Source organism: Streptomyces sp. DH41, from assembly GCF_029813785.1.
Taxonomy (GTDB): domain Bacteria; phylum Actinomycetota; class Actinomycetes; order Streptomycetales; family Streptomycetaceae; genus Streptomyces.
Genome location: NZ_JARVKY010000009.1, coordinates 1 through 20,370 on the forward strand (window position 1 = coordinate 1; position 20,370 = coordinate 20,370).

General features: G+C 71.8%; 14 protein-coding genes. 8 read left to right on the forward strand and 6 right to left on the reverse strand.

Annotated features, from left to right (window positions below; all coding sequences use genetic code 11):
• Positions 1-316: 316 nt before the first annotated feature.
• Positions 317-3,700: a CARDB domain-containing protein gene (locus tag QC283_RS16510; protein ID WP_279562276.1), complete on the forward strand. Its 3,384-nt coding sequence runs from the start codon at positions 317-319 to the stop codon at positions 3,698-3,700.
• Between the two features lie 93 nt (positions 3,701-3,793).
• Here the strand turns inward: QC283_RS16510 and QC283_RS16515 are convergent, their stop codons facing one another.
• The 5 genes from QC283_RS16515 to QC283_RS16535 form a co-directional block, all read right to left on the reverse strand.
• A complete protein-coding gene (locus QC283_RS16515) occupies positions 3,794-6,046 on the reverse strand; it encodes a PI-PLC domain-containing protein (protein ID WP_279562277.1) in 2,253 nt (750 codons plus the stop codon).
• Positions 6,047-6,146: 100 nt separating this feature from the next.
• Positions 6,147-7,166, reverse strand: coding sequence for an ABC transporter ATP-binding protein (locus QC283_RS16520; RefSeq protein ID WP_279562278.1), 1,020 nt, complete (start codon positions 7,164-7,166; stop codon positions 6,147-6,149).
• Positions 7,163-9,139: a dipeptide/oligopeptide/nickel ABC transporter permease/ATP-binding protein gene (locus QC283_RS16525; RefSeq protein ID WP_279562279.1), complete on the reverse strand. Its 1,977-nt coding sequence runs from the start codon at positions 9,137-9,139 to the stop codon at positions 7,163-7,165. The genes QC283_RS16520 and QC283_RS16525 overlap by 4 nt, the downstream gene beginning before the upstream one ends.
• Complete coding sequence (locus QC283_RS16530; RefSeq protein WP_279562280.1) at positions 9,139-10,089, reverse strand: ABC transporter permease; 951 nt, start codon at positions 10,087-10,089, stop codon at positions 9,139-9,141. The genes QC283_RS16525 and QC283_RS16530 overlap by 1 nt, the downstream gene beginning before the upstream one ends.
• Before the next feature lie 132 nt (positions 10,090-10,221).
• Positions 10,222-11,775: an ABC transporter substrate-binding protein gene (locus QC283_RS16535; RefSeq protein WP_279562281.1), complete on the reverse strand. Its 1,554-nt coding sequence runs from the start codon at positions 11,773-11,775 to the stop codon at positions 10,222-10,224.
• A 186-nt stretch (positions 11,776-11,961) separates the two neighbouring features.
• Here QC283_RS16535 and QC283_RS16540 point away from each other — a divergent pair, with 186 nt between their 5' ends.
• The 6 genes from QC283_RS16540 (at position 11,962) to QC283_RS16565 (ending at position 18,298) form a co-directional block, all read left to right on the forward strand.
• Complete coding sequence (locus tag QC283_RS16540; protein WP_383531571.1) at positions 11,962-12,714, forward strand: FadR/GntR family transcriptional regulator; 753 nt, start codon at positions 11,962-11,964, stop codon at positions 12,712-12,714.
• A 342-nt stretch (positions 12,715-13,056) separates the two neighbouring features.
• Positions 13,057-14,073, forward strand: coding sequence for an acetylxylan esterase (locus QC283_RS16545; RefSeq protein WP_279562283.1), 1,017 nt, complete (start codon positions 13,057-13,059; stop codon positions 14,071-14,073).
• 27 nt (positions 14,074-14,100) lie between these two features.
• Complete coding sequence (locus QC283_RS16550) at positions 14,101-15,582, forward strand: exo-alpha-sialidase (RefSeq protein WP_279562284.1); 1,482 nt, start codon at positions 14,101-14,103, stop codon at positions 15,580-15,582.
• Between the two features lie 135 nt (positions 15,583-15,717).
• Positions 15,718-16,677, forward strand: a complete 960-nt coding sequence (locus QC283_RS16555; RefSeq protein ID WP_279562285.1) for a dihydrodipicolinate synthase family protein — start codon at positions 15,718-15,720, stop codon at positions 16,675-16,677.
• Positions 16,674-17,621, forward strand: coding sequence for an ROK family protein (locus QC283_RS16560; RefSeq protein ID WP_279562286.1), 948 nt, complete (start codon positions 16,674-16,676; stop codon positions 17,619-17,621). The genes QC283_RS16555 and QC283_RS16560 overlap by 4 nt, the downstream gene beginning before the upstream one ends.
• Positions 17,618-18,298 carry an N-acetylmannosamine-6-phosphate 2-epimerase gene (locus tag QC283_RS16565; RefSeq protein WP_279562287.1) on the forward strand — a complete coding sequence of 227 codons (681 nt, stop codon included), beginning with the start codon at positions 17,618-17,620 and terminating at the stop codon, positions 18,296-18,298. Before QC283_RS16560 ends, QC283_RS16565 begins: the two co-directional genes overlap by 4 nt.
• Positions 18,299-18,323: 25 nt before the next feature.
• On the opposite strand, the gene QC283_RS16570 is transcribed toward QC283_RS16565, so the two are convergent.
• Positions 18,324-19,769, reverse strand: coding sequence for a glyceraldehyde-3-phosphate dehydrogenase (locus QC283_RS16570; protein WP_279562288.1), 1,446 nt, complete (start codon positions 19,767-19,769; stop codon positions 18,324-18,326).
• A gap of 107 nt (positions 19,770-19,876) precedes the next feature.
• On the opposite strand from QC283_RS16570, the gene QC283_RS16575 reads away from it, so the two are divergent.
• Positions 19,877-20,359, forward strand: coding sequence for an SRPBCC domain-containing protein (locus QC283_RS16575; protein WP_279562289.1), 483 nt, complete (start codon positions 19,877-19,879; stop codon positions 20,357-20,359).
• Positions 20,360-20,370: the final 11 nt, after the last annotated feature.

The window sequence follows — 20,370 nt, forward strand, 5'->3', positions numbered from 1 at the left end:
CCCTTCTGTTTCTCGTCCCCGTACACCACTTGCGTGCCTCACGAGGTTCGGTAGGTGCTAGAAGTCCTTCTCGGCAACACATTCCCAGTTCACGGCTGACGCAAGTGCTTAGCAAGCGACGCAAGTCGCTTGCGTCCCAAATCCCGCTGTAACGAGGACCGTTGACAAACCGGCGACGCACTAGAAATCTGTTGACGCACTTTCCGCAAAGAATCGACTGTCCTGCTCAATTGCCGCGCATGGTCGGTGCCTCGGTGCTTCCCTCTCCCCGCCGGCCTGCCGCGCTCCCCGACTCCCCACGGAACAGAGGACCCCCATGAGATGGAGATCCCTCGGCAGACGGACGCTGACGGGCGCCGTCGTGGCCGGGCTGATGACGGTCGGGCTGCTCCCGCTGCCCCTCACGGCCACCGCGCGGGCGGCCACGGCCGCCGCCGACGTCAACCTCGCCCTCGGCCGCCCGGCCACGGCGGGCGGCTCGCACGGCGCGTACCCCGCCGGCCACACCACCGACGGCACCCAGGCCTCCTACTGGGAGGGCCCGGCCGGCTCCTTCCCCCAGTGGGTGCAGGTCGACCTCGGCGAGACACGGAACGTCGAACGGGTGGTCCTCAAACTGCCCGCCGGCTGGGAGAGCCGCAGCCAGACCCTCTCCCTCCGGGGCAGCACCGACGGCTCCACCTTCGGCAGCCTCGCCGGATCCGCCGCACGGACGTTCACTCCGGACCGGGCCAACACCGTCGCCGTCGACCTCGCCTCCCCCTCCGACGCGCGCTACGTCCGTGTCCAGGTCAGCGGCAACACCGGCTGGAACGCCGCGCAGCTGTCCGAACTGGAGGTGTACGGCGAGGAGGTGGTCACCGAGCCGCCGCCCACCGGCACCAACCTGGCCCGCAACAAGCCGGCCGAGGCCACCTCGTCGGTGCACTCCTACGTCGCGGCCAACGCCACCGACGACTCCACCTCCACCTACTGGGAAGCGGCCGGCCACCCCGCCGACCTCACCGTGCGGCTCGGCGCCGACGCGGACGTCAGCGCCGTCGTCGTCAAGCTCGACCCGAACCCCGTATGGGCCGCCCGGACCCAGAGCATCCAGGTCCTCGGCCGTGCGCAGGGCGAGAGCGACTTCACCTCGCTGCGCGCCCGTGCCGACCACTCGTTCAGCCCGGGCAACGAAAACACGGTGACCATCCCGGTCACCGGCCGCGTGTCCGACGTACGGCTCAGGTTCTTCGCCAACTCCGGTGCGCCCGGCGGCCAGGTCGCCGAGTTCCAGGTCGTCGGCACCGCCGCGCCCGCACCCGACCTGACCGTCACCGGCCTCGACTGGTCACCCGCCGACCCCTCCGAGCGGGACGAGGTGACCGTGAACGCCACGGTCCGCAACGCCGGCACCGCGCCCTCGGCCGCGACGACCGCCGAGGTCACCGTGGAGGGGACGACCGCCGGCAGCGCGGAGGTACCCGCGCTCGACCCCGGCGAGTCCGCCGAGGTCGCCGTCGCCACCGGCACCCACGCGGCCGGTGACTACGCCGTCGCCGCGGTGGCCGACCCGGGCGACACGGTCGCCGAACTGGACGACACCAACAACAGCCGCACCGCCTCCGGCCGGCTGGTCGTCGACCGGGCCCCCGGACCCGACCTGGAGGTGCGCTCGATCACCACCGACCCCGCCAACCCGGCCGTGGGCGCCCGTGTCTCCTTCACCGTCGCCGTGCACAACCGCGGCACGAGCGCCGCCGAGGCCGGCTCGGTGACCCGGCTCCAGGCCGGCTCCACCACCCTGAACGGCACCACCGGTGCGGTGGCCGCCGGTGCCACCGTGAACGTGCCGATCAGCGGCACCTGGACGGCGACCGGCGGCGGCGTCACGCTCTCCGCCACGGCCGACGCGACCGGCGTCGTCACCGAGACCAACGAGAACAACAACGTGCTCGCCAAGTCCCTCGTCATCGGACGCGGCGCCGCCGTGCCCTACACCGAGTACGAGGCCGAGGACGGCCGTCACAACGGCACCCTGCTCACCAGCGACGCCAAGCGCACCTTCGGGCACACCAACTTCGGCACCGAGTCGTCCGGCCGCGAGTCCGTCCGGCTCGACTCGACCGGCGAGTACGTCGAGTTCACCTCCACCGCACCCACCAACTCCATCGTGGTGCGGGGCTCCGTCCCCGACGCACCCGGCGGCGGGGGAGCGGACGCCACCATCGGCCTCTACGCCGACGGCGACTTCGTACAGAAGCTGACCCTGTCGTCCAAGCACAGCTGGCTGTACGGAAACACCGACGACCCCGAGGGCCTCACCAACCGGCCCGGCGGTGACGCGCGGCGGCTGTTCGACGAGTCCCACGCGCTGCTGGACAGGACCTTCCCCCAGGGCACCGAGTTCCGCCTCCAGCGCGACGCGGGCGACTCGGCCGCCTTCCACGTCATCGACCTGATCGACCTGGAGCAGGTCGCGCCGCCCGCGGCCAAGCCCGCCGACTGCGTCTCCATCACCGAGTACGGTGCCGTCCCCGGCGACGGGCTCGACGACACCGACGCCATCCAGCGTGCCGTCACCGCCGACCAGAACGGCGAGATCCCCTGCGTGTGGATACCGGCCGGGCAGTGGCGCCAGGAGCAGAAGATCCTGACCGACGACCCGCACAACCGCGGCCAGCACAACCAGGTCGGCATCCGCGACGTCACCATCCGCGGCGCGGGCATGTGGCACTCCCAGCTCCACACCCTGACCCCGCCGCACGAGGCCGGCGGCATCAACCACCCGCACGAGGGCAACTTCGGCTTCGACATCGACCACAACACGCAGATCTCCGACATCGCCATCTTCGGCTCGGGCACCATCCGCGGCGGCGACGGCAACCACGAGGGCGGCGTGGGACTCAACGGCCGCTTCGGCAAGGACACCAGGATCAGCAACGTATGGATCGAGCACGCCAACGTCGGCGTCTGGGCCGGCCGCGACTACGCGAACATCCCCGAACTGTGGGGCCCCGGTGACGGCCTGGAGTTCACCGGCATGCGCATCCGCAACACCTACGCCGACGGCATCAACTTCGCCAACGGCACCCGCAACTCCACGGTCCACAACTCCTCCTTCCGCAACACCGGCGACGACTCGCTCGCCGTGTGGGCCAGCAAGTACGTGAAGGACACCTCCGTGGACGTCGGCCACGACAACCACTTCCGCAACAACACCATCCAGCTTCCGTGGCGGGCCAACGGCATCGCCGTCTACGGCGGCTACGGCAACACCATCGAGAACAACGTCATCTCCGACACGATGAACTACCCCGGCATCATGCTCGCCACCGACCACGACCCGCTGCCCTTCTCCGGACAGACCCTCATCGCGGGCAACGCCCTGCACCGGACGGGCGGCGCGTTCTGGAACGAGGACCAGGAGTTCGGCGCCATCACCCTCTTCGCGCAGGGGCCGGACATCCCCGGCGTGACCATCCGGGACACCGACATCCTCGACTCGACCTACGACGGCATCCAGTTCAAGACGGGAGGCGGCGCGATGCCGGACGTGAGGGTGGACAACGTCCGCATCGACAAGTCGAACAACGGCTCCGGCGTCCTGGCGATGGGCGGTGCCCGCGGCAGCGCCACCCTCACCGACGTCACGATCACCAACTCGGCCGAAGAGGACGTGACGATCGAACCGGGATCGCAGTTCAAGATCAACCGGTGAGACCGGCCGGCGGTCCCGCACGGCACCGCCGGCAGCACCCGCCCGGCGACGCGGAGCACCGACGCGTCGCCGGGCGGCACGCCGCCGCCTTCCTCACGCCCCGGGAAGCTTCTCCGGTGACCGTCCGGCCGGATGGCGGGAATCGTCCTCGCGGCGTTCGGCGTTGAGTTCCTGGACCGCGCCGAGCGCGTCGCCGATCGTCGCGTAGTCCACCGCGATGAAGTTGACCGGTCTGCCGCGCCGCCGCTCGCAGGTGTGCGCCCGCTCCAGCACGCGCTGCCGGGAGTTGACGACACCGGCGTCCAGCCGCCGTCCGCCGCCGGCCGTGACGAAGTGGTTGAGCAGGAACAGCCGCTTGTCCGCGCCGCCCCGGTTCGGCAGGCAGGACATCTCGTCCGGGCTGCGGAACGCGAAGGGCGTCTCCATGCCGTACCGGTAGAAGTTCCGGTACCACGGCGCGGGCCCGTCGGCCTTCTCCGCGAAGACGACCAGGCGCCGACCGTCGTCGATCATGTCTCCCAGCGGCGGCCACGGGCGGTCCGGGTCGGCGTCCGGCTCGTACAGCAGGTCGGACAGCCCGGCCCGCTCGAAGGCGCTCTGGCTCTCCACGGAGCCGACGCCGTCCTGAAGGATCAGGGTGACTATCTCCGTGGGATTCGCACGCAGCCACTCACCGATCTGGCGCAGTGTGGGCTCCAGTTCGAGGGCCCCGGCCCCGCACACCGAGTGGCACAGCCACAGGCCCGGGTGGGGAGGGTTCACCCGCTCCAGGATCCCGGTGAGCCGCCGGCGCAGTGCCGGGGAGAAGTCCGAGGTGCTCAGCCGGTCCGCGACCTCCGCGGGCCGCTCCCACCGGTGCGTGTCGAGCAGCAGGACGCGCACCCCGGCGTTGAGCTGGCCGACGATGTCCGGGTCCTGGAGGGGGCCGATGAACCGGTCCGCGGTCGTGGCCATCGCGTTGTGCGACGCGAGCTGGGCGATCTCGTCGTAGCGGGCGTCGCACAGCTCGGCGCTCCCCTGGCAGACGCGCGGTCCGGAGCCGGTGATCGCCACCGGTGCCAGCATCGTGCCGACGAGCGCGCACGCCGTGACGGCGAAGGTCAGGGTGGGGCCGTGCCGCGGATCGGTGAGGACCGGCACACCGGGCCTGGTCTGCCAGACCCAGCCGACGGTGATCAGCAGGGCGCCGGCGGCCAGCAGGATCACCGCGACGACGGTGGCGGTGGTCAGGAGCCGGTCGAGAGCGGTCGCCTGGATGTCGCCGAGGAGGGACGACGCCGACGGGGGCCAGGACGACGGGGTGCCGAACAGCGCGTCGCCCAGGGTGAGACGCAGGAGGAGCACCGTCAGCGCCATCAGCGACGCGGCGGCCGCCGGCACCCAGCCGAGCGGCATCAGCCGGCGTTTGGCGGGAGAGGGCGTGGAGAACCACAGCAGCGTGAGCGCGGCGGCACAGAGCACGGCGGCCGCCGGTTCCACCACGTCCTGGAAGAGGCGGGTGACGGCACGCGCGCGGTCCACCGGAGCGAGCGCCTCCTGCCGGGGGTCGAGATCGACGGTGATGACCCACGTGCCGTCGTTCGCCTCCCGCAGCAACTCCGCGGCGGCTGCCCGCACCTGGTCCGTCAGGGCGACCGGCGCGATAGCGGCCAGTGCCGAGGCCACGTCCCCCCGGTCCAGCGCCGTCCGCACGCCCGGTCTGGCGTCGGCGCGTGCGGCCGCCGGCACCAGTCGCATCAGCGCGTCCGTGGCCGCGACCGCCTGGTCGCGGGAGAGCGGCAGCGACGGCAGGCCCTCCAGCGGCGCCTCACCGGCGACCACCTGTGCCGCCAGTTCGGACAGCCGCTGCACGAAGGCCTGGAAGTCGGGTTCCGACCGCTGCTGCAGGGCGGCGACGGCATCACCGAAGTAGGCCTGGCTGAGCCGTTCGACGTTCGCGACCACGGGCTCCAGGTCGACCGTGACCCGCAGCCGGTCGCGGTCGCCCTCCAGGTAGTGGATCATCTCGGCGATCTGCCGGTCGCCCATGGCCCGCAGTGTCTCCGGCGGGATCACGACCTTGAGGTTCGAGGTGATGGTGGACTGCGGGACGGGCAGCCGGTCCAGCAGTTCCTGGGCCAGTGGCGTGCTGGCCGGGTCGACCAGTACCTCGTCGTAGAACCGCTGGTAGGCCCGCTCGTCCTCCAGTACCTGGCCGTAGAACTCCGGATCGAGCACGGTGCTGCGCACGACGGCGGCCGCGGCCAGAACGGTCAGGCTCAGCACCGCCACGCACCAGATCAGCGCCTCGATCCAGGGCGAGCGCCGGGGCGGGCGCCGGGGTGGGCGCCGAACCAGTCCTTGCATGGCCCCATTCTCGTTTCGGCCGGCCGTCGTGCGTTACGGCGTCCGAGCGGAGAACGCCATCACACACATGCCCCGGCCCGGCCGGCCGATGCCCGCCGGGTCAGCCTCCGCTCAGGGCTTCCTCCGTCATCATGCCCGCCTGAGGATGTACGCAGTGCCAGCGATGGCCTCCCGGGCCGTCCGTCGCCGCCGGGAAGGCGGTGGCGCACGCGTCGTCCGCCTTCCAGCAGCGGGTGCGGAACGGGCAGCCGGAGGGCGGGTTGGTGGCCGACGGTACCGGGCCGTGCAGGACGATCCGCTCGGGACGCTCGAGCAGGCTGGGCGTGGCCGACAGCAGGGCCTCGGTGTACGGGTGGCGGGAGGCGCCGGCGACCTCGGCGGCACCGCCCTCCTCGACGACGCGGCCCAGGTACAGCACCGCGATGCGGTCCGCCAGATAGCGCACCGTCTGCACGTCGTGGGAGATGAACACCATGCCCAGACCGAGGCGGGCGCGCAGGTCCACCAGGAGGTTGAGGATCTGGGCGCGCACCGACACGTCCAGCGCGCTGGTGGGTTCGTCGGCGACGATCAGCTCCGGTTCCAGGGCCAGGGCGCGGGCGATGGCCACGCGCTGGCGCTGGCCGCCGGAGAGCTGCCCGGGCAGCGCCTCCATGGTGTGGCCGGGGAGCCCGACCAGGTCGAGGAGCTCCTCGACGCGCCGCTCCCGCTCGGCGCGGGTGCCGCGACGGTGCACGTCCAGCGGGTCGCGCAGGATCTGCCGGACGGACAGCCGCGGGTTCAGCGCGGTGGAGGCGTCCTGGAAGATCACGCCCACGGCGGAACCGAACTCGTCACGGCGCTCGGCCGCGCTCATCTTCCACAGGTCCCGTCCCTGGAAGTACACCTGGCCCTCGGTGGGCCGCTGCAGCCCGGTGACCACGCGGGCCAGCGTGGACTTGCCGCAGCCCGACTCACCGACCAGTCCGAGGATCTCGCCGCGCCGGACCTCCAGGGAGGCGTCGGTGAGGGCGTGCACCGCGTCCCGGCGCAGGATCCCGCCGCTGCGGGCCCTGTGCCGTACGTGGATGTGGTCGAGCCGGATGAGAGGGTCCATGGCGGTGTCCTTCCGCGCGGTCATCGGGCGCTCTCCAGCGACTTGGCCGACCGCTTCTCGGGCGCCGGGTGGTGGCAGGCGAAGAGGTGGTCCTGCCCGGCGTCGCGGTCGGTGGCGGGTGGCGGGGTGGTGGCGCACAGCTCGGTGGCGGCGGCGCAGCGGGACGCGAACCGGCAGCCGGGGCCGAACGCCCTGGGAGCCGGCACGACACCGCGGATCTGGTGCAGCCGCTCGGCGCCCGACTCCAGCGAGACGACCGAGCCGAGCAGCCCCCGGCTGTAGTGGTGCGCCGGGTCGGTCAGCAGCGAGCGGGTGTCGCCGGCCTCGGCGACCTGACCGGCGTACATCACCGCGACCCGGTGGGCGAGGTCGCCGACCAGGGCCAGGTCGTGCGAGACGAGGACCATCGCGAAGCCGAGTTCGTCGCGCAGCCTGATGAGCAGTTCGACGACCTGGGCCTGCACGGTGACGTCGAGCGCGGTCGTCGGCTCGTCCGCGATGAGCAGCCGCGGGCTCCGGGAGAGCGCCATGGCGATCAGCACGCGCTGGCGCTGGCCGCCGGACAGCTCGTGCGGATAGCTGCGCAGGGTGCGCTCGGGGGAGAGGCCGACCAGTTCGAGCAGTTCGGCGGGGGTGCGGGTGCCACCGCGGGAGGTGAGCCAGGTGAGCTGGGTGCCGATCAGCACGGACGGGTTGAGGGACGACATGGCGTCCTGGTAGACCATGGCGATCTCCGGGCCCATGAGCGCCCGGCGTTCCTTCGGCGACAGCTTCAGCAGGTCGCGGCCCCGGTAGAGGATCTCGCCCTCGGCCTCGGCGTTGCGGGCCAGCAGCCCCATGATCGCGAGGCTGGTGATCGACTTGCCGCAGCCCGACTCGCCGACCAGTCCGAGGGTCTCGCCCTCGCGGACGGTGAAGGAGATGCCGTCGACGACCCGGGTGTCGCCGTAGCGGTCGGGGAACCGGATGGACAGGTCGCGCACGACCAGGAGTTCGGATGCGTCCTCGCTCAGCGGAGGCACGGCGGGCTCCGTGGCCGCGAGCCGTGCGGCGAGCTCGTCGAGCGCGGCGTCCACGTCGGCGGTGTCGGCGTCGGGCGCGGCGGCGGTGGCGTTCTCGTCGGAGTCGGTGCCGCCGGTGCGGGACTTGTCCGGGGAGGCCGCGGCGTCCGTCAGACCCTCGGAGAGGACGTTCAGCGCGAGCACCGTGAGCAGCACGCACAGACCGGGGAAGAGGGTCGCCCACCAGCCGCCCGACAGCAGGATCTGCCGGCCGTAGGCCAGGACGCTGCCCCAGCTGGGGTCGGGGTCCTGCACGCCGGCGCCGATGAAGGACAGGCTCGCCTCGAAGATGATGGAGTCGGCCACCATGACGGTCGCGAACACCAGGATCGGCGCCGCGCAGTTGATGGCGACGTGCCGGGCCACGATGTAGCCGCGGCGGGCGCCGATGACCTGCTCCGCGGCGACGTAGTCCTCGCCGTACTGCTCCAGCACGTTGGCCCGTACGACCCGGGCGAGCGAGGGCGAGTAGACGAAGGCGATGGTGAAGATGATGACCGGGACGCTGGGCCCGAACACGGCGACCAGTACGGCGGCCAGCGCGATCGGCGGGAACGACATCACGACGTCGAGCGTGCGCATCACCGACTCGTCGGCGAGCTTGCGCGAGGTCGCCGCCAGCGCGCCCAGGGCCGAACCGAGGACCAGGGCGAGGAGGGTCGCGCCGAGACCGATGACCAGGGAGTAGCGCGCGCCGTGGACGACCCGGGCGAACACGTCGCGGCCGGCCCGGTCGGTGCCGAACCAGTGGTCGGCGCCCGGCGCCTGGGCGGGTATGCCGGTCGCCAGGGGGTCCTGGGTGAGCAGCGGGGCGAACACCGCGCCGACCACGACCACCAGCAGGATCCCCAGGGCGATCCGGGAGGGCACGGGCAGGCGGCGCAGGCGGGCGCCGGGCCGGGACAGCCGCGCGGCGAGGGAGCTTCGGGCGAACATCACACCGTCCTGATGCGCGGGTTGACGAGCAGGTAGAGCAGGTCGACGACGACGTTGACCACGAGGAAGGCGACCGCGATGGTGAGCACGGTGCCCTGGACGAGCCCGACGTCGCCGCCGTTGACGCCCTCCAGGATCAGCTTGCCCATGCCGGGCAGGTCGAAGATCGCCTCGATGACGACGGCGCCGCTGAGCATGTAGCCGACCTTGACGCCGAGCACGGTCAGCGGGGTGACCAGGGCGTTGCGCAGCACCGACCGGATGATCAGGAAGGGCGGCAGGCCGCTGCCCCGGGCGGTGCGCACGTAGTCGCGGTCGAGTTCGGTGACCATCGAGGTGCGGATCAGGCGGGCCAGCGAGGCGGCGACGGGCAGGGCGAGGGACAGCGCGGGCAGCGTCATACTCTCGAGCCAGCCGGAGAAGGAGTCGGCCGGGTTGACGTAGCCGCCGGTCGGGAAGATCGGCATGTTCAGCGAGAACTGCTGGATGAGCAGCACACCGACCCAGAACGAGGGCAGGGCGATCCCGGCCATCGACAGCACCCGGAAGACCTGGTCTGGCCAGCGGTCCCGGTAGATGGCGCTGAGGACGCCGAAGACCAGCGCCAGCACGATGGCCAGCGTGAGACCGAGCAGCGTCAGCTGCAGCGTGAGCGGGAAGGCGGTGGCGATCCGGTCGGTGACGGGCTGGCTGGGCGACATCGTGACGCCGAGGTCCCCTTGCAGCAGATCGCCCAGGAAGGCGAAGTAGCGCACGGGCAGGGGGTCGTCGAGTCCGTTGGCCTCGGCGAACGCGGCTCGCGCCTCGGGGCTCGCCGAGTCGCCGAGCGCGTTGTACGCGGGATCGGTCGGCGAGAACTGCAGGACGACGAAGACCAGCAGCGCGATGCCGAGGACCATCACCGGCATCATCGCGACGCGGCGCAGCGCGAGCCGGAGAAATGCAACCATCGTGAGGTTCCTAGAGATTGGGGCGGGGGCCGCCGCCCGTGGTGGCGTGGCGACGGCCCAGCGGCCTGGGCGTGCGGGTCAGGGGGTGTCGTTCGGATCAGGTCGGCTCCGGCAGGATCCGGACGACACCCCCTATGCCCGGCCGACGTCGATGAAGGACAACCCGGTGGTGGGCAGCGGCTCGAACCCGGTCAGCGTTCCGTCCCGCCAGGCGGTGGGCAGCTTGCGGTGCAGCACCGGATACAGGGCGGCCTCGTCGGCGACCAGGTCGGTGACCTGGCCCCACAGATGCTTGCGCTTCGCCTCGTCGGCCTCCGCCGCGGCCTTGTCGAGCAGGGACTTGGTCTGCTTGTAGGGCGCGGAGCCCTTCCAGCCGTAGCGGTTCTCCGGCCAGAAGCCGTAGTAGAACCAGCGCAGCAGCAGGTCGGCGTCGTTGCCGAAGACGGACGGGTCGCCCGGCGCGGCCAGGGCGTCGAAGTCACCCTTGTCGATCTTGGCGTACTGGGCGGCGGACTGGGCGATGTCGAGCTGGGCGTCGACTCCGATCGCCGCCCAGCTCTCCTTGATCAGGGGCGCGATGTCCTTGACCCAGCCGTTGTCGGTGAGCAGCAGCGTGAAGGAGAGCTTGCCCACGCCCGCGTCGGCGAGCAGCTTCTTGGCCTTGGCCGGGTCGTGCTCGTAGACGGTGGAGGCCTTGTGGTAGTCGGGGTGCGTGGCCGGCACGTATCCGGTGGCGGCCTCGGCGTTGCCCAGCAGCGCCGTGGAGATGATCTTCTCGGTGTCGAGCGCGTAGTGCAGGGCCTGCCGCACCCGCTTGTCCTCGAAACGCTTGTCGGCGCAGTTGAACATGAGGAAGAGCAGCCCGAAGGACTGGACGGACTCCACCTTGTCCTTGCCGGTGAAGCCCTTGACGTCGATGTAGGGCACGTCCTCGATGGCCTGGACCCGCCCGGACTTGAGCGCGCTGACCCGCGCGGACGGGTCGGACATGAGTCGCCAGACCATCTTCTTGGCCTTGGCCGGGTGCGGGCCGTTGTACTTGTCGTACGCCTCCATGACGATCTTGTCCTCGCGGACCGCCGACACGAAGCGGTACGGGCCCGAGCCGACGGGCCTCGCGTCGAAGGCCTTGGCGTCGGCGCCGGCGATCTTCTTCGGCACGATCCGCACCACGGATATGCGGGACGGGAAGAGCGCGAAGGCGTACTTCAGCTTGAACTCGACCGTCGAGGCGTCGACCGCGGTGACCTTGTCGATGAACGGGACGAACTGCGCCATCAGCGAGGCGTTCTTCTCGTCCAGCACCCGCTCGAAGCTGAACACCACGTCGTCCGCGGTGACCGCCGAACCGTCGTGGAACGTCGCCCCCTCGCGCAGGGTGGCCCGGTACGTGGTCGCGTTGATCTTCTTGGGCATCTCGGTGGCCAGCGTCGGCCGCGCCGCCAGCGTGGCCGGGTCGAGGTCCACCAGGCCCTCGAAGATGTGCATGTTCGCGGCGAACGGGGTCGCGCCCGAGGTGATCATCGGGTCGAAGCCCGTGGAGAGGGGATAGGAGAGCCCGGCCTCGATGGTGTCGCTGCCACTGCCCGAGTCGCCGCCGCCGTCTCCGCTGGAGGCCGGGCCTCCACAGGCGGACAGGCCCGCGGTCACGGCGGTCGCCACACCGATGGCGCTGGTGTATCTCATGAAGGTGCGGCGATCGACGCCGGCTGCACTGCGCGCGGACAAGGAGTCCTCCATGCGGGAGATGAGAGGTCGAGCTGGGGAGGAGGCGAGAGTGTGATCGGCGCCTCACCGACAGTGCATCAGACGTCTGATGTCTGATGCTTGGTAGTGTGGGAACGTAGCTGGGCAAATGAGAGGGGTCAAGAGGTGGCGGTGGGGCAAAGGGCGATTCGGCATACGGTGCCGGAGCCCAAAGCGGCACGACAACCGTTGCGGCAGGAGGTCGTCGACGGAATCAAGGCGTACATCCTGCGCAACGAACTGCGTCCGGGGGATCCCTTGCCGACCGAGCCCGCCCTGTGCGAGGCGCTCGGCGCGAGCCGCTCCAGCGTGCGGGAGGCGATCAGGATCCTCACCGCGCTCGACATCGTCGAGGTGCGGCACGGACACGGCACCTATGTGGGGCGGTTGAGCCTGTCCGCCCTGGTGGAGAGCCTCACCTTCCGCGGTCTGCTCAGCCCGGACGACGACTTCCAGGTGATGTCCGACCTGATCGAAGTGCGCGAGCTGTTCGAGCGGGGCATGGCCGAACGCCTCGTCTCGTCCCTCGACCAGGCGCAGATCGACCGCCTCGGGAGCCACGTCGACGAGATGCGCAGGGCCGGTGCCGGGGAGGGGCACGGCTTCGTCGAGGCGGACCGCGCCTTCCACACCCTGCTCCTCGCTCCGCTCGGCAACGACCTCATCGGCCAGCTGTCCACGGCCTTCTGGGACGTCTACGTCATCGTCGCGCCGCACCTCGACGTCTTCACGCACGAGCACGAGGCGGCCACCATCGCCAATCACCAGCGCATCGTGGACGCCGTGGCGGACCGTGATCCGGCCGAGTTCGCACTGGCACTGACCGAACACTACGCGCCAGTACGGCTGAGAATCGCCGAGGCCCGCGCCCGACGCTGACCGGCTCCCGCGCCCGACGCCGACCGGCTCCCGCGCCCGACGCCGACCGGCTCCCGCGCCCGACGCCGACCGGCTCCCGCCGACGAGCCGACCGACTCCCGCCGACATCGCGGGCGCTCCCGCCGTGCGGGGACGCCCGCGTCGTGCTGTGGCCGGCCGACGTCCTGCCGGGGAGGGGGCACTTGACGGCCGTCGTGGGCACTTGACGGTCGTCGTCCGGATCTCTAGTGTCCCAGGACAACAGACATCAGACGTCTGCTCTTGCCGGGGGTCCGGTTCGACCGGCCCCCTCCGTAACTCCGCGCTGCGCCGCGCGCACGCCTCACCCATCGGGGCCCCTTCATGCCACTGACGGACCTCACCCTCGCCGAGTGCCTCGCACTGCGGCCCGACCTCGACGAGCCCGCCGACCTCGACGCCTTCTGGGACCAGACCGTGCGCGAGGCCCGGGGGAGCGGCGACGCGCCCCTCTTCGTCCCCGTGGACAGCGGTCTGACCGGAGTCACGACCTACGACGCGACCGTGCCCGGCTTCGCCGGGGAGCCCGTCCGGGGCTGGCTCCACCTGCCCGCCGACGCGAAGGAGCCACTCGGCTGCGTCGTGGAGTTCCTCGGCTACGGACGCGGGCGCGGCCTGCCGCACGAGCAGGTGCTCTGGGCCAACGCGGGCTACGCGCACTTCATCATGGACACGCGTGGCCAGGGCTGGTCCACCGCCGGCGGGGACACCCCCGACACCGCCGCCCTCAACGGCACCGTGCCCGGCTTCCTGACCCGCGGCGTCGAGAACCCCCACGACCACTACTACCGGCGCGTGTTCACCGACGCGGTGCGCTGCGTGGAGGCCGTCCGCGAGCACCCGGCCGTCGACCCGGCCAGGGTCGTCGTCACCGGCATCAGCCAGGGCGGCGGCATCGCGCTCGCCGTCGCCGGGCTCGTGCCGGACCTGGCGGGCGTGATGCCCGACGTCCCGTACCTGTGCGACATCCGGCGCGGGGCGAGCATCGCGGCCCAGCCGCCCTACACCGAGGTCGCCGAGTACCTGCGTCTGCACCGTGACCGGACCGAGACCGTCTTCATGACCCTGTCCTACGTCGACGCCGCCCTGCTGGCCGCCCGCGCCACGGCCCCGTCACTCTTCTCCATCGCCATGATGGACGAGATCTGCCCGCCCTCGACGTGCTTCGCGGCCTACCACCGCTACGGGGGCCCCAAGGACCTGCGCGTCTACGAGTTCAACGGCCACGAGGGCGGCGGCGGCCACCACCGGCGCGAACAACTCGCCTGGCTGCGGGAACTACTGGCCCCGCCCGGCACCCCCACCGACCTCTCCGCCCTGCACGACCCCCAACTCGCCTGACCCCTCACCCGAGAAGAGGCCTGTCTCATGCAGCGAAGAGTCCTTCTGACCCTCGGCACCGCCTCCCTGCTCACCCTGGGGGCCATGGCCCCCGCCGCCCACGGCGCCACCGAGGCAGCGCCCTCCGGCACCGCCGGCACCCTCACCTCGCAGGACATCGCCACCGCCGGCACCGGCTCCCCCTACTACCGCATCCCCGCCCTCACCCACACCACCGAGGGCACCCTGATCGCCGCCTACGACGCCCGTCCGACCCTCGGCGACCTGCCCGGCAACCTCGGCGTCGTCCTGCGGCGCAGCACCGACGGCGGCACCACCTGGCAGGCCCAGCAGGTCGTGCGGAAGGAAGCGGCGCCCAAGGGCTTCGGCGACCCCAGCCTCCTCGTCGACCGGGAGACCGGACGGATCTTCGTCTTCTACGCGGCCTCGGTGAACCAGGGCTTCTTCGGCTCGGCGACCGGCAACGACGAGAGCGACCCCGACGTCCTCCAGGCCGACTACAGCTACTCCGACGACGACGGCCTGACCTGGAAGCACGAGCGGATCACCGCCGAGATCAAGAACCCGGCCTGGGCCGGCATGTTCGCCGCCTCCGGCGAGGGCATCCAGCTGCGGCACGGCACCTACAAGGGCCGCCTCATCCAGCAGTACGCCATCCGCAACAACGGCCTCAACTACGCCGTCAGCGCCTACAGCGACGACCACGGCGCCACCTGGAAGATGGGCACCCCGGTCGGACCCGGCGGCGACGAGAACAAGACGGTGGAGCTGTCCGACGGCCGCGTCATGCTGAACAACCGCTCCAAGCCGCACCGCACGGTCGCCTACTCCACCGACGGCGGTGTCACCTACACCCCCTTCCAGAAGGACACCGAGCTGCCCGACCCCGCGAACAACGGCTCCATCGCCCGTTTCGCACCGAACGTGGCCGCCTCGCACCCGCGCTCCTCCTGGCTGCTGTTCAGCAACACCGCGACCACCGGCAGCCGCAGCAACCTCACCGTCCGCCTGTCCTGCGACAACGGGCAGAACTGGCCCGTCCGCAAGACCGTCGAGGCCGGCTCGGCCGCCTACTCCACACTCACCCCGCTCGACGACGGCACCGGCGCCAACTCCCGCGTGGGCCTGCTGTGGGAGCGGGACAACCACAAGCACATCACCTACTCGTCCTTCGACCTCAGGTGGCTCGGCGGAGTCTGCGCGCCCGTCACCGTCACCCCGCCCGCCTCCCTGCCCGCCGGGAAGACCACCGACGTCACCGTCCGCGTCGTCAGCCAGAACGACGTGCGGCTCCCCGCCGGCACGGTCTCCCTCAAGCTGCCGCAGGGCTGGAGCGCCCCCGGCGTCACCATGCCCGCGCTCGACCCCGGCCAGGGCGCCAACGTCAGGATCCCCGTCACCGTGCCCGCCGACGCCACCGCGGGCGGCGTGGCGACCACCGCGACCTACCAGGTCCGCGGCTCCCAGCACTCCTACGGCGACTCGACGCTCACCGTCGCCGCGCCGTAGCAGGGCCACGGGCCGCCCGCACGCCCGCCCCCGACGCGGCGGCGGACGGCCCGTCCCACCTCGTACCACCGACGTTCCACCCCGTACCACCGACGTTCCACCCCGTACCACCACTCGCACAGCCCAGGAGACACCATGTCCTCGTCCCAGCCCCTGAGCGGCGTCGTGCCGCCCGTCTGCACCCCTCTGGATGCGTCGGGCGAGGTCGACACCGCCTCGCTCACCCGGCTCGTCGAGCACCTCGTCAGCGGGGGAGTGCACGGGCTGTTCGCCCTGGGCTCCAGCAGTGAGATCGCCTTCCTCACCGACCGGCAGCGGGCCGTGGCCCTGGAGACGGTCGTCGAGGCCGCCGCGGGACGCGTGCCCGTACTCGCCGGCGTCATCGACATGACCACCCCCCGGGTGCTGGAACACGCGGATGCCGCCCGGAAGGCCGGCGCCGACGCCCTCGTGGCCACCGCGCCCTTCTACGCCCGCACCCACCCCCGCGAGATCGCCGCCCACTTCCGCACGGTCCGCTCGGCCGTCGACCTCCCCCTGTACGCCTACGACCTCCCCGTCTCCGTGCACAGCAAGCTGTCCGCCACCCTGGTGCGCGAACTGGCCGAGGACGGCACGCTGGCCGGCCTCAAGGACAGCAGCGGCGACGAGGGCGGGCTGCGCAGGCTCCTCGTCGAACTCGGCGGACGCCACGGCCGCGCGGACGGCCCGGCGCCCTCCTTCAGCATCCTCACCGGCTCCGAACTCACCGTGGACGCCGCCCTGCTGGCCGGCGCCGACGGCGTCGTCCCCGGGCTGGGCAACGTGGACCCGGCGGGCTATGTGCGCCTCTACGACGCCGTGCGCGGCGGCGACCTGGACGGCGCCGTGAGGGAACAGGAGCGGCTCGTCGAGCTGTTCGGCCTGGTCGACGCCGGTCCGGAGGAGGAGATGGGCCGCAACTCCTCCGCCATCGGTGCCTTCAAGCACGCGCTGCGGCTGCTCGGGGTGTTCACGCACGGCACCACCGCCGCACCGCAGATCCAGCTGGGCGACGCCTCGGTCGCCCACGTCGAGCGGCACCTGCGCGGCGCCGGGCTGCTGCCGGCCCGATGACCCGCCGTCACTCCGACGCGCCGGTGATCGGCCTCGACCTGGGCGGCACGAAGATCGCCGCCGCCCTGGTCGGGGCCGACGGCACCGTCCTGGCCCGGCACACCCTGCCCACGCCGTCGACGAGCGGCGCGGACACGGTGCTCGACGCGCTGGCCGAGGCCGCCCGCGCGGTGTGGACGCCGGGCACCGCCGCGATCGGCGTCGCCGCGGCCGGTGTGATCGACCCCGCCGCCGGGACCGTCACCAGCGCCACCGACACGATCCGCGGCTGGGCCGGCACCGTCCTGGCCACCGGCCTCGCCACCCGTACGGGGCTCCCGGTGGCCTGCGACAACGACGTACGCGCCGCCGCGGCGACAGAACTCGCCGGGCTGGGCGCCGACGGCACCCTGATCTACGCCGCCGTCGGCACCGGAGTCGGCGGCGCCGTCGCCGCCGGCGGGCGCGTGCTCCACGGCGCGGCCGGTATCGCGGGCCACCTCGGTCACCTGCCGAGCCCCGAGGCGGCCGGTCTGCCCTGCACCTGCGGCGCCACCGGCCACCTGGAGGCGATCGCCGCGGGACCCGCCATCACCGCGCACTACGGACGGATCAGCGGGGAAGGCGCCGACCGCCTCCAGACCGTCGCCGAGCGCGCGGCCCACGGCGACACGCACGCCACGTCCGCCATCACGCTCGGCGCCCGGGCGGTGGGCCGCGCCCTCGGCGGCCTCGCCAACGCGCTCGGCCCGCACCGCGTCGTCGTCGCCGGCGGCGTACCCGGGATCGGTGCCCTGTACTGGGACGCCCTGTGCACGGCGTTCGCGGCGGAGCTCATGCCCCCGCTGCGGACGCTGCGCCCCGCCGCGCCGAACGGAGGCGCCGACGCCGCGGTCCTCGGCGCGGCCGAGCTGACCCGCACCCTGCCTCTGCACGACCCCCTCACCACTGGAGTCCGTACATGACCTCGGCCCCGTCCCTGGCCGAAGCCCTCAAGGGCCGCCTGATCGTGTCCTGCCAGGCGCCGCCCGGCGACCCGATGCGCCATACCGACACCCTGGTCCGCATGACCCTCGCGGCGCGGTCCGGCGGCGCGGCGGCCGTGCGCGTCAACGATCCCGAGGTCGTCGCGGCCACCGTCGCGGCCGTCGACCTTCCGGTGATCGGCCTGTGGAAGGACGGCGACAGCGGCGTCTTCATCACCCCGACCGTGCGCCACGCGCTCGCCCTGGTGGAGGCCGGCGCGGCGGTCGTCGCGGCCGACGCCACCGCGCGCCCGCGCCCCGACGGCAGTACCTTCGCCGAGCTCGTCGAGGCCGTCCACGCGGCGGGCGCTCTGGTCATGGCCGACGTGTCGACGTTCGACGAGGGGGTCGCCGCCGCCGGTCAGGGCGCCGACCTCATCGGCACCACCCTGTCCGGCTACGTGCCGGGATCCCCGGTGCAGACCGCCCCGGACCTGGCCCTCGTCGCCGACCTCGCGGCCGCGCTGGCCACCCCGGTGATCGCGGAGGGCCGGATCGCGACGCCGGAACAGGCCTCCCGGGCGCTCGCGGCGGGTGCGCACAGTGTCGTCGTCGGCACCGCCATCACCGCGCCGACCGCGCTCACCCGCGTGTTCGTCGAGGGCCTCACGTCCTGACCCGGCACGCGCGCTCCGCTCCGGATCAGACCGCCGGGGCCGGATACGTCGGGTACTCCACCCCGGAGACGTGCTGCACGACGCGCACGACCTGGCAGGAGTAGCCGAACTCGTTGTCGTACCAGAGGTAGAGGATCGCGTTGTCCCCCTCGACCTTCAGCGCGCCGGCGTCGACGATCGAGGCGTGCCGCGAGCCGATGAAGTCGCTGGAGACCGCGTCGGGCGCGCTGATGAAGTCGATCTGGCGCTTGAGCGGCGACGTCAGCGACACGTCGCGCAGGTGGTCGAGGACCTCCTCGCGCGTGGCCTCGCGGGCCAGCTGGAGGTTGAGGATCGCGATCGACACGTCCGGCACCGGCACGCGGATCGAACTGCCGGTGATCTTCGCCTTGAGCTCCGGAAGGGCCTTGGCCACGGCGGAGGCGGCACCGGTCTCGGTGATGACCATGTTCAGCGGCGCCGAACGGCCACGCCGGTCCGACTTGTGGTAGTTGTCCAGCAGGTTCTGGTCGTTGGTGAACGAGTGGACCGTCTCCACGTGGCCGCGCAGCACACCGTACTCGTCGGCCATCGCCTTCAGCGGTGGGACGATCGCGTTGGTGGTGCACGACGCGCAGGACAGGATCCGCTCGTCCGGCTTGATGGTGTCGTGGTTGACACCGTGGACGATGTTGGGGACGTCGCCCTTGCCGGGCGCGGTCAGGACGACCTTGTCGATGCCCGGACGCAGGTGCTTCGACAGGCCTTCGCGGTCGCGCCACTTGCCGGTGTTGTCGATGAGGATGGCGTTCTTGATGCCGTACGCCGTGTAGTCGACCTGCGTCGGGTCGTCGGCGTAGATCACCTTGATCGCGTTGCCGTTGGCGAGGATCGTGCTGTTCTCCTCGTCGACGGTGATCGTGCCCTGGAACTGGCCGTGCACGGAGTCGCGGCGCAGCAGCGAGGCGCGCTTCACCAGATCCTGCTCGCCACCGCCCCGGACCACCATGGCGCGCAGCCGGAGGCCGTTGCCCGAACCGGCCTTCTCGATGAGCAGGCGGGCGACGAGCCGGCCGATGCGACCGAAGCCGTACAGGACGACGTCGCGCGGCTCGCGGCGGTCGATCTTGTTGGCGCCGGTGGCCCCGGCGACCGCGTCGGCGGTGAACTCCTCCACCGTCAGCCCGCGGTCGTCGCTCTTGTAGGTCGCGGCGAGCATGCCGATGTCGATCTGCGAGGGACCGAGGTCGAGCGTGGTGAGGGCCTGCAGGAAGGGCATCGTCTCGGTGACCGACAGCTCCGCGCCGGCGATCTGGCGGGCGAAACGGTGGGTCTTGAGGATGCTGACCACAGACTTGTTCACCAGGGAACGGCTGTGCAGCAGGATCGTGACGTCCTGCTCCCGGTGCAGCTTCCCGATCATCGGGATCATCGATTCCGCGATCTCTTCGCGGTTCTTCCAGTTGGTGAACGAGTCGTCGTTGGCAGTCACGTCTCTATCTTTCGAGCTAGGCGGCGCTCATATGCTAACCCGACCGCCCTTCTGATCGATCAAGTGGGCCCACAGGCGATCAGATGAGTGCCAGTAGCATCGTGTCCATGCACTCGACCCGGGTCTCCTGGCGCGTGAAAGCCCCGCGCTCCGCCGTGTACCGCGCGCTGCTGGACGCGGACGCCGTCGCCGCGTGGCGGGCCCCGGACGACATGACCGCACAGGTGCACACGTTCGACGCCCGCGAGGGCGGCACCTTCCGCGTCTCGCTCACCTACGAGGCGCCGACGGGGGTCGGCAAGTCGGGCGGGCGCACGGACACCTACCACGGGCGCTTCGCGCGGTTGGTGCCCGACGAAGAGGTCGTGGAGGTGCTCGAGTTCGAGTCGGCCGACGCCGCCTTCGGCGGCACGATGACGATGACCACCACACTCACCGACGCGGACGGCGGCACGGAGGTCGTCGTCACCCACGAGGGACTCCCGGACGCCGTGCCGGCCGCGGACAACGAGACGGGCACGCGCATGTCCCTGGCCAAACTGGCCGCACTCGTGGAGGCCGGAGCGGAGGCCGGCGGGCGCCCCGCCTGAGCGCGTCCCGG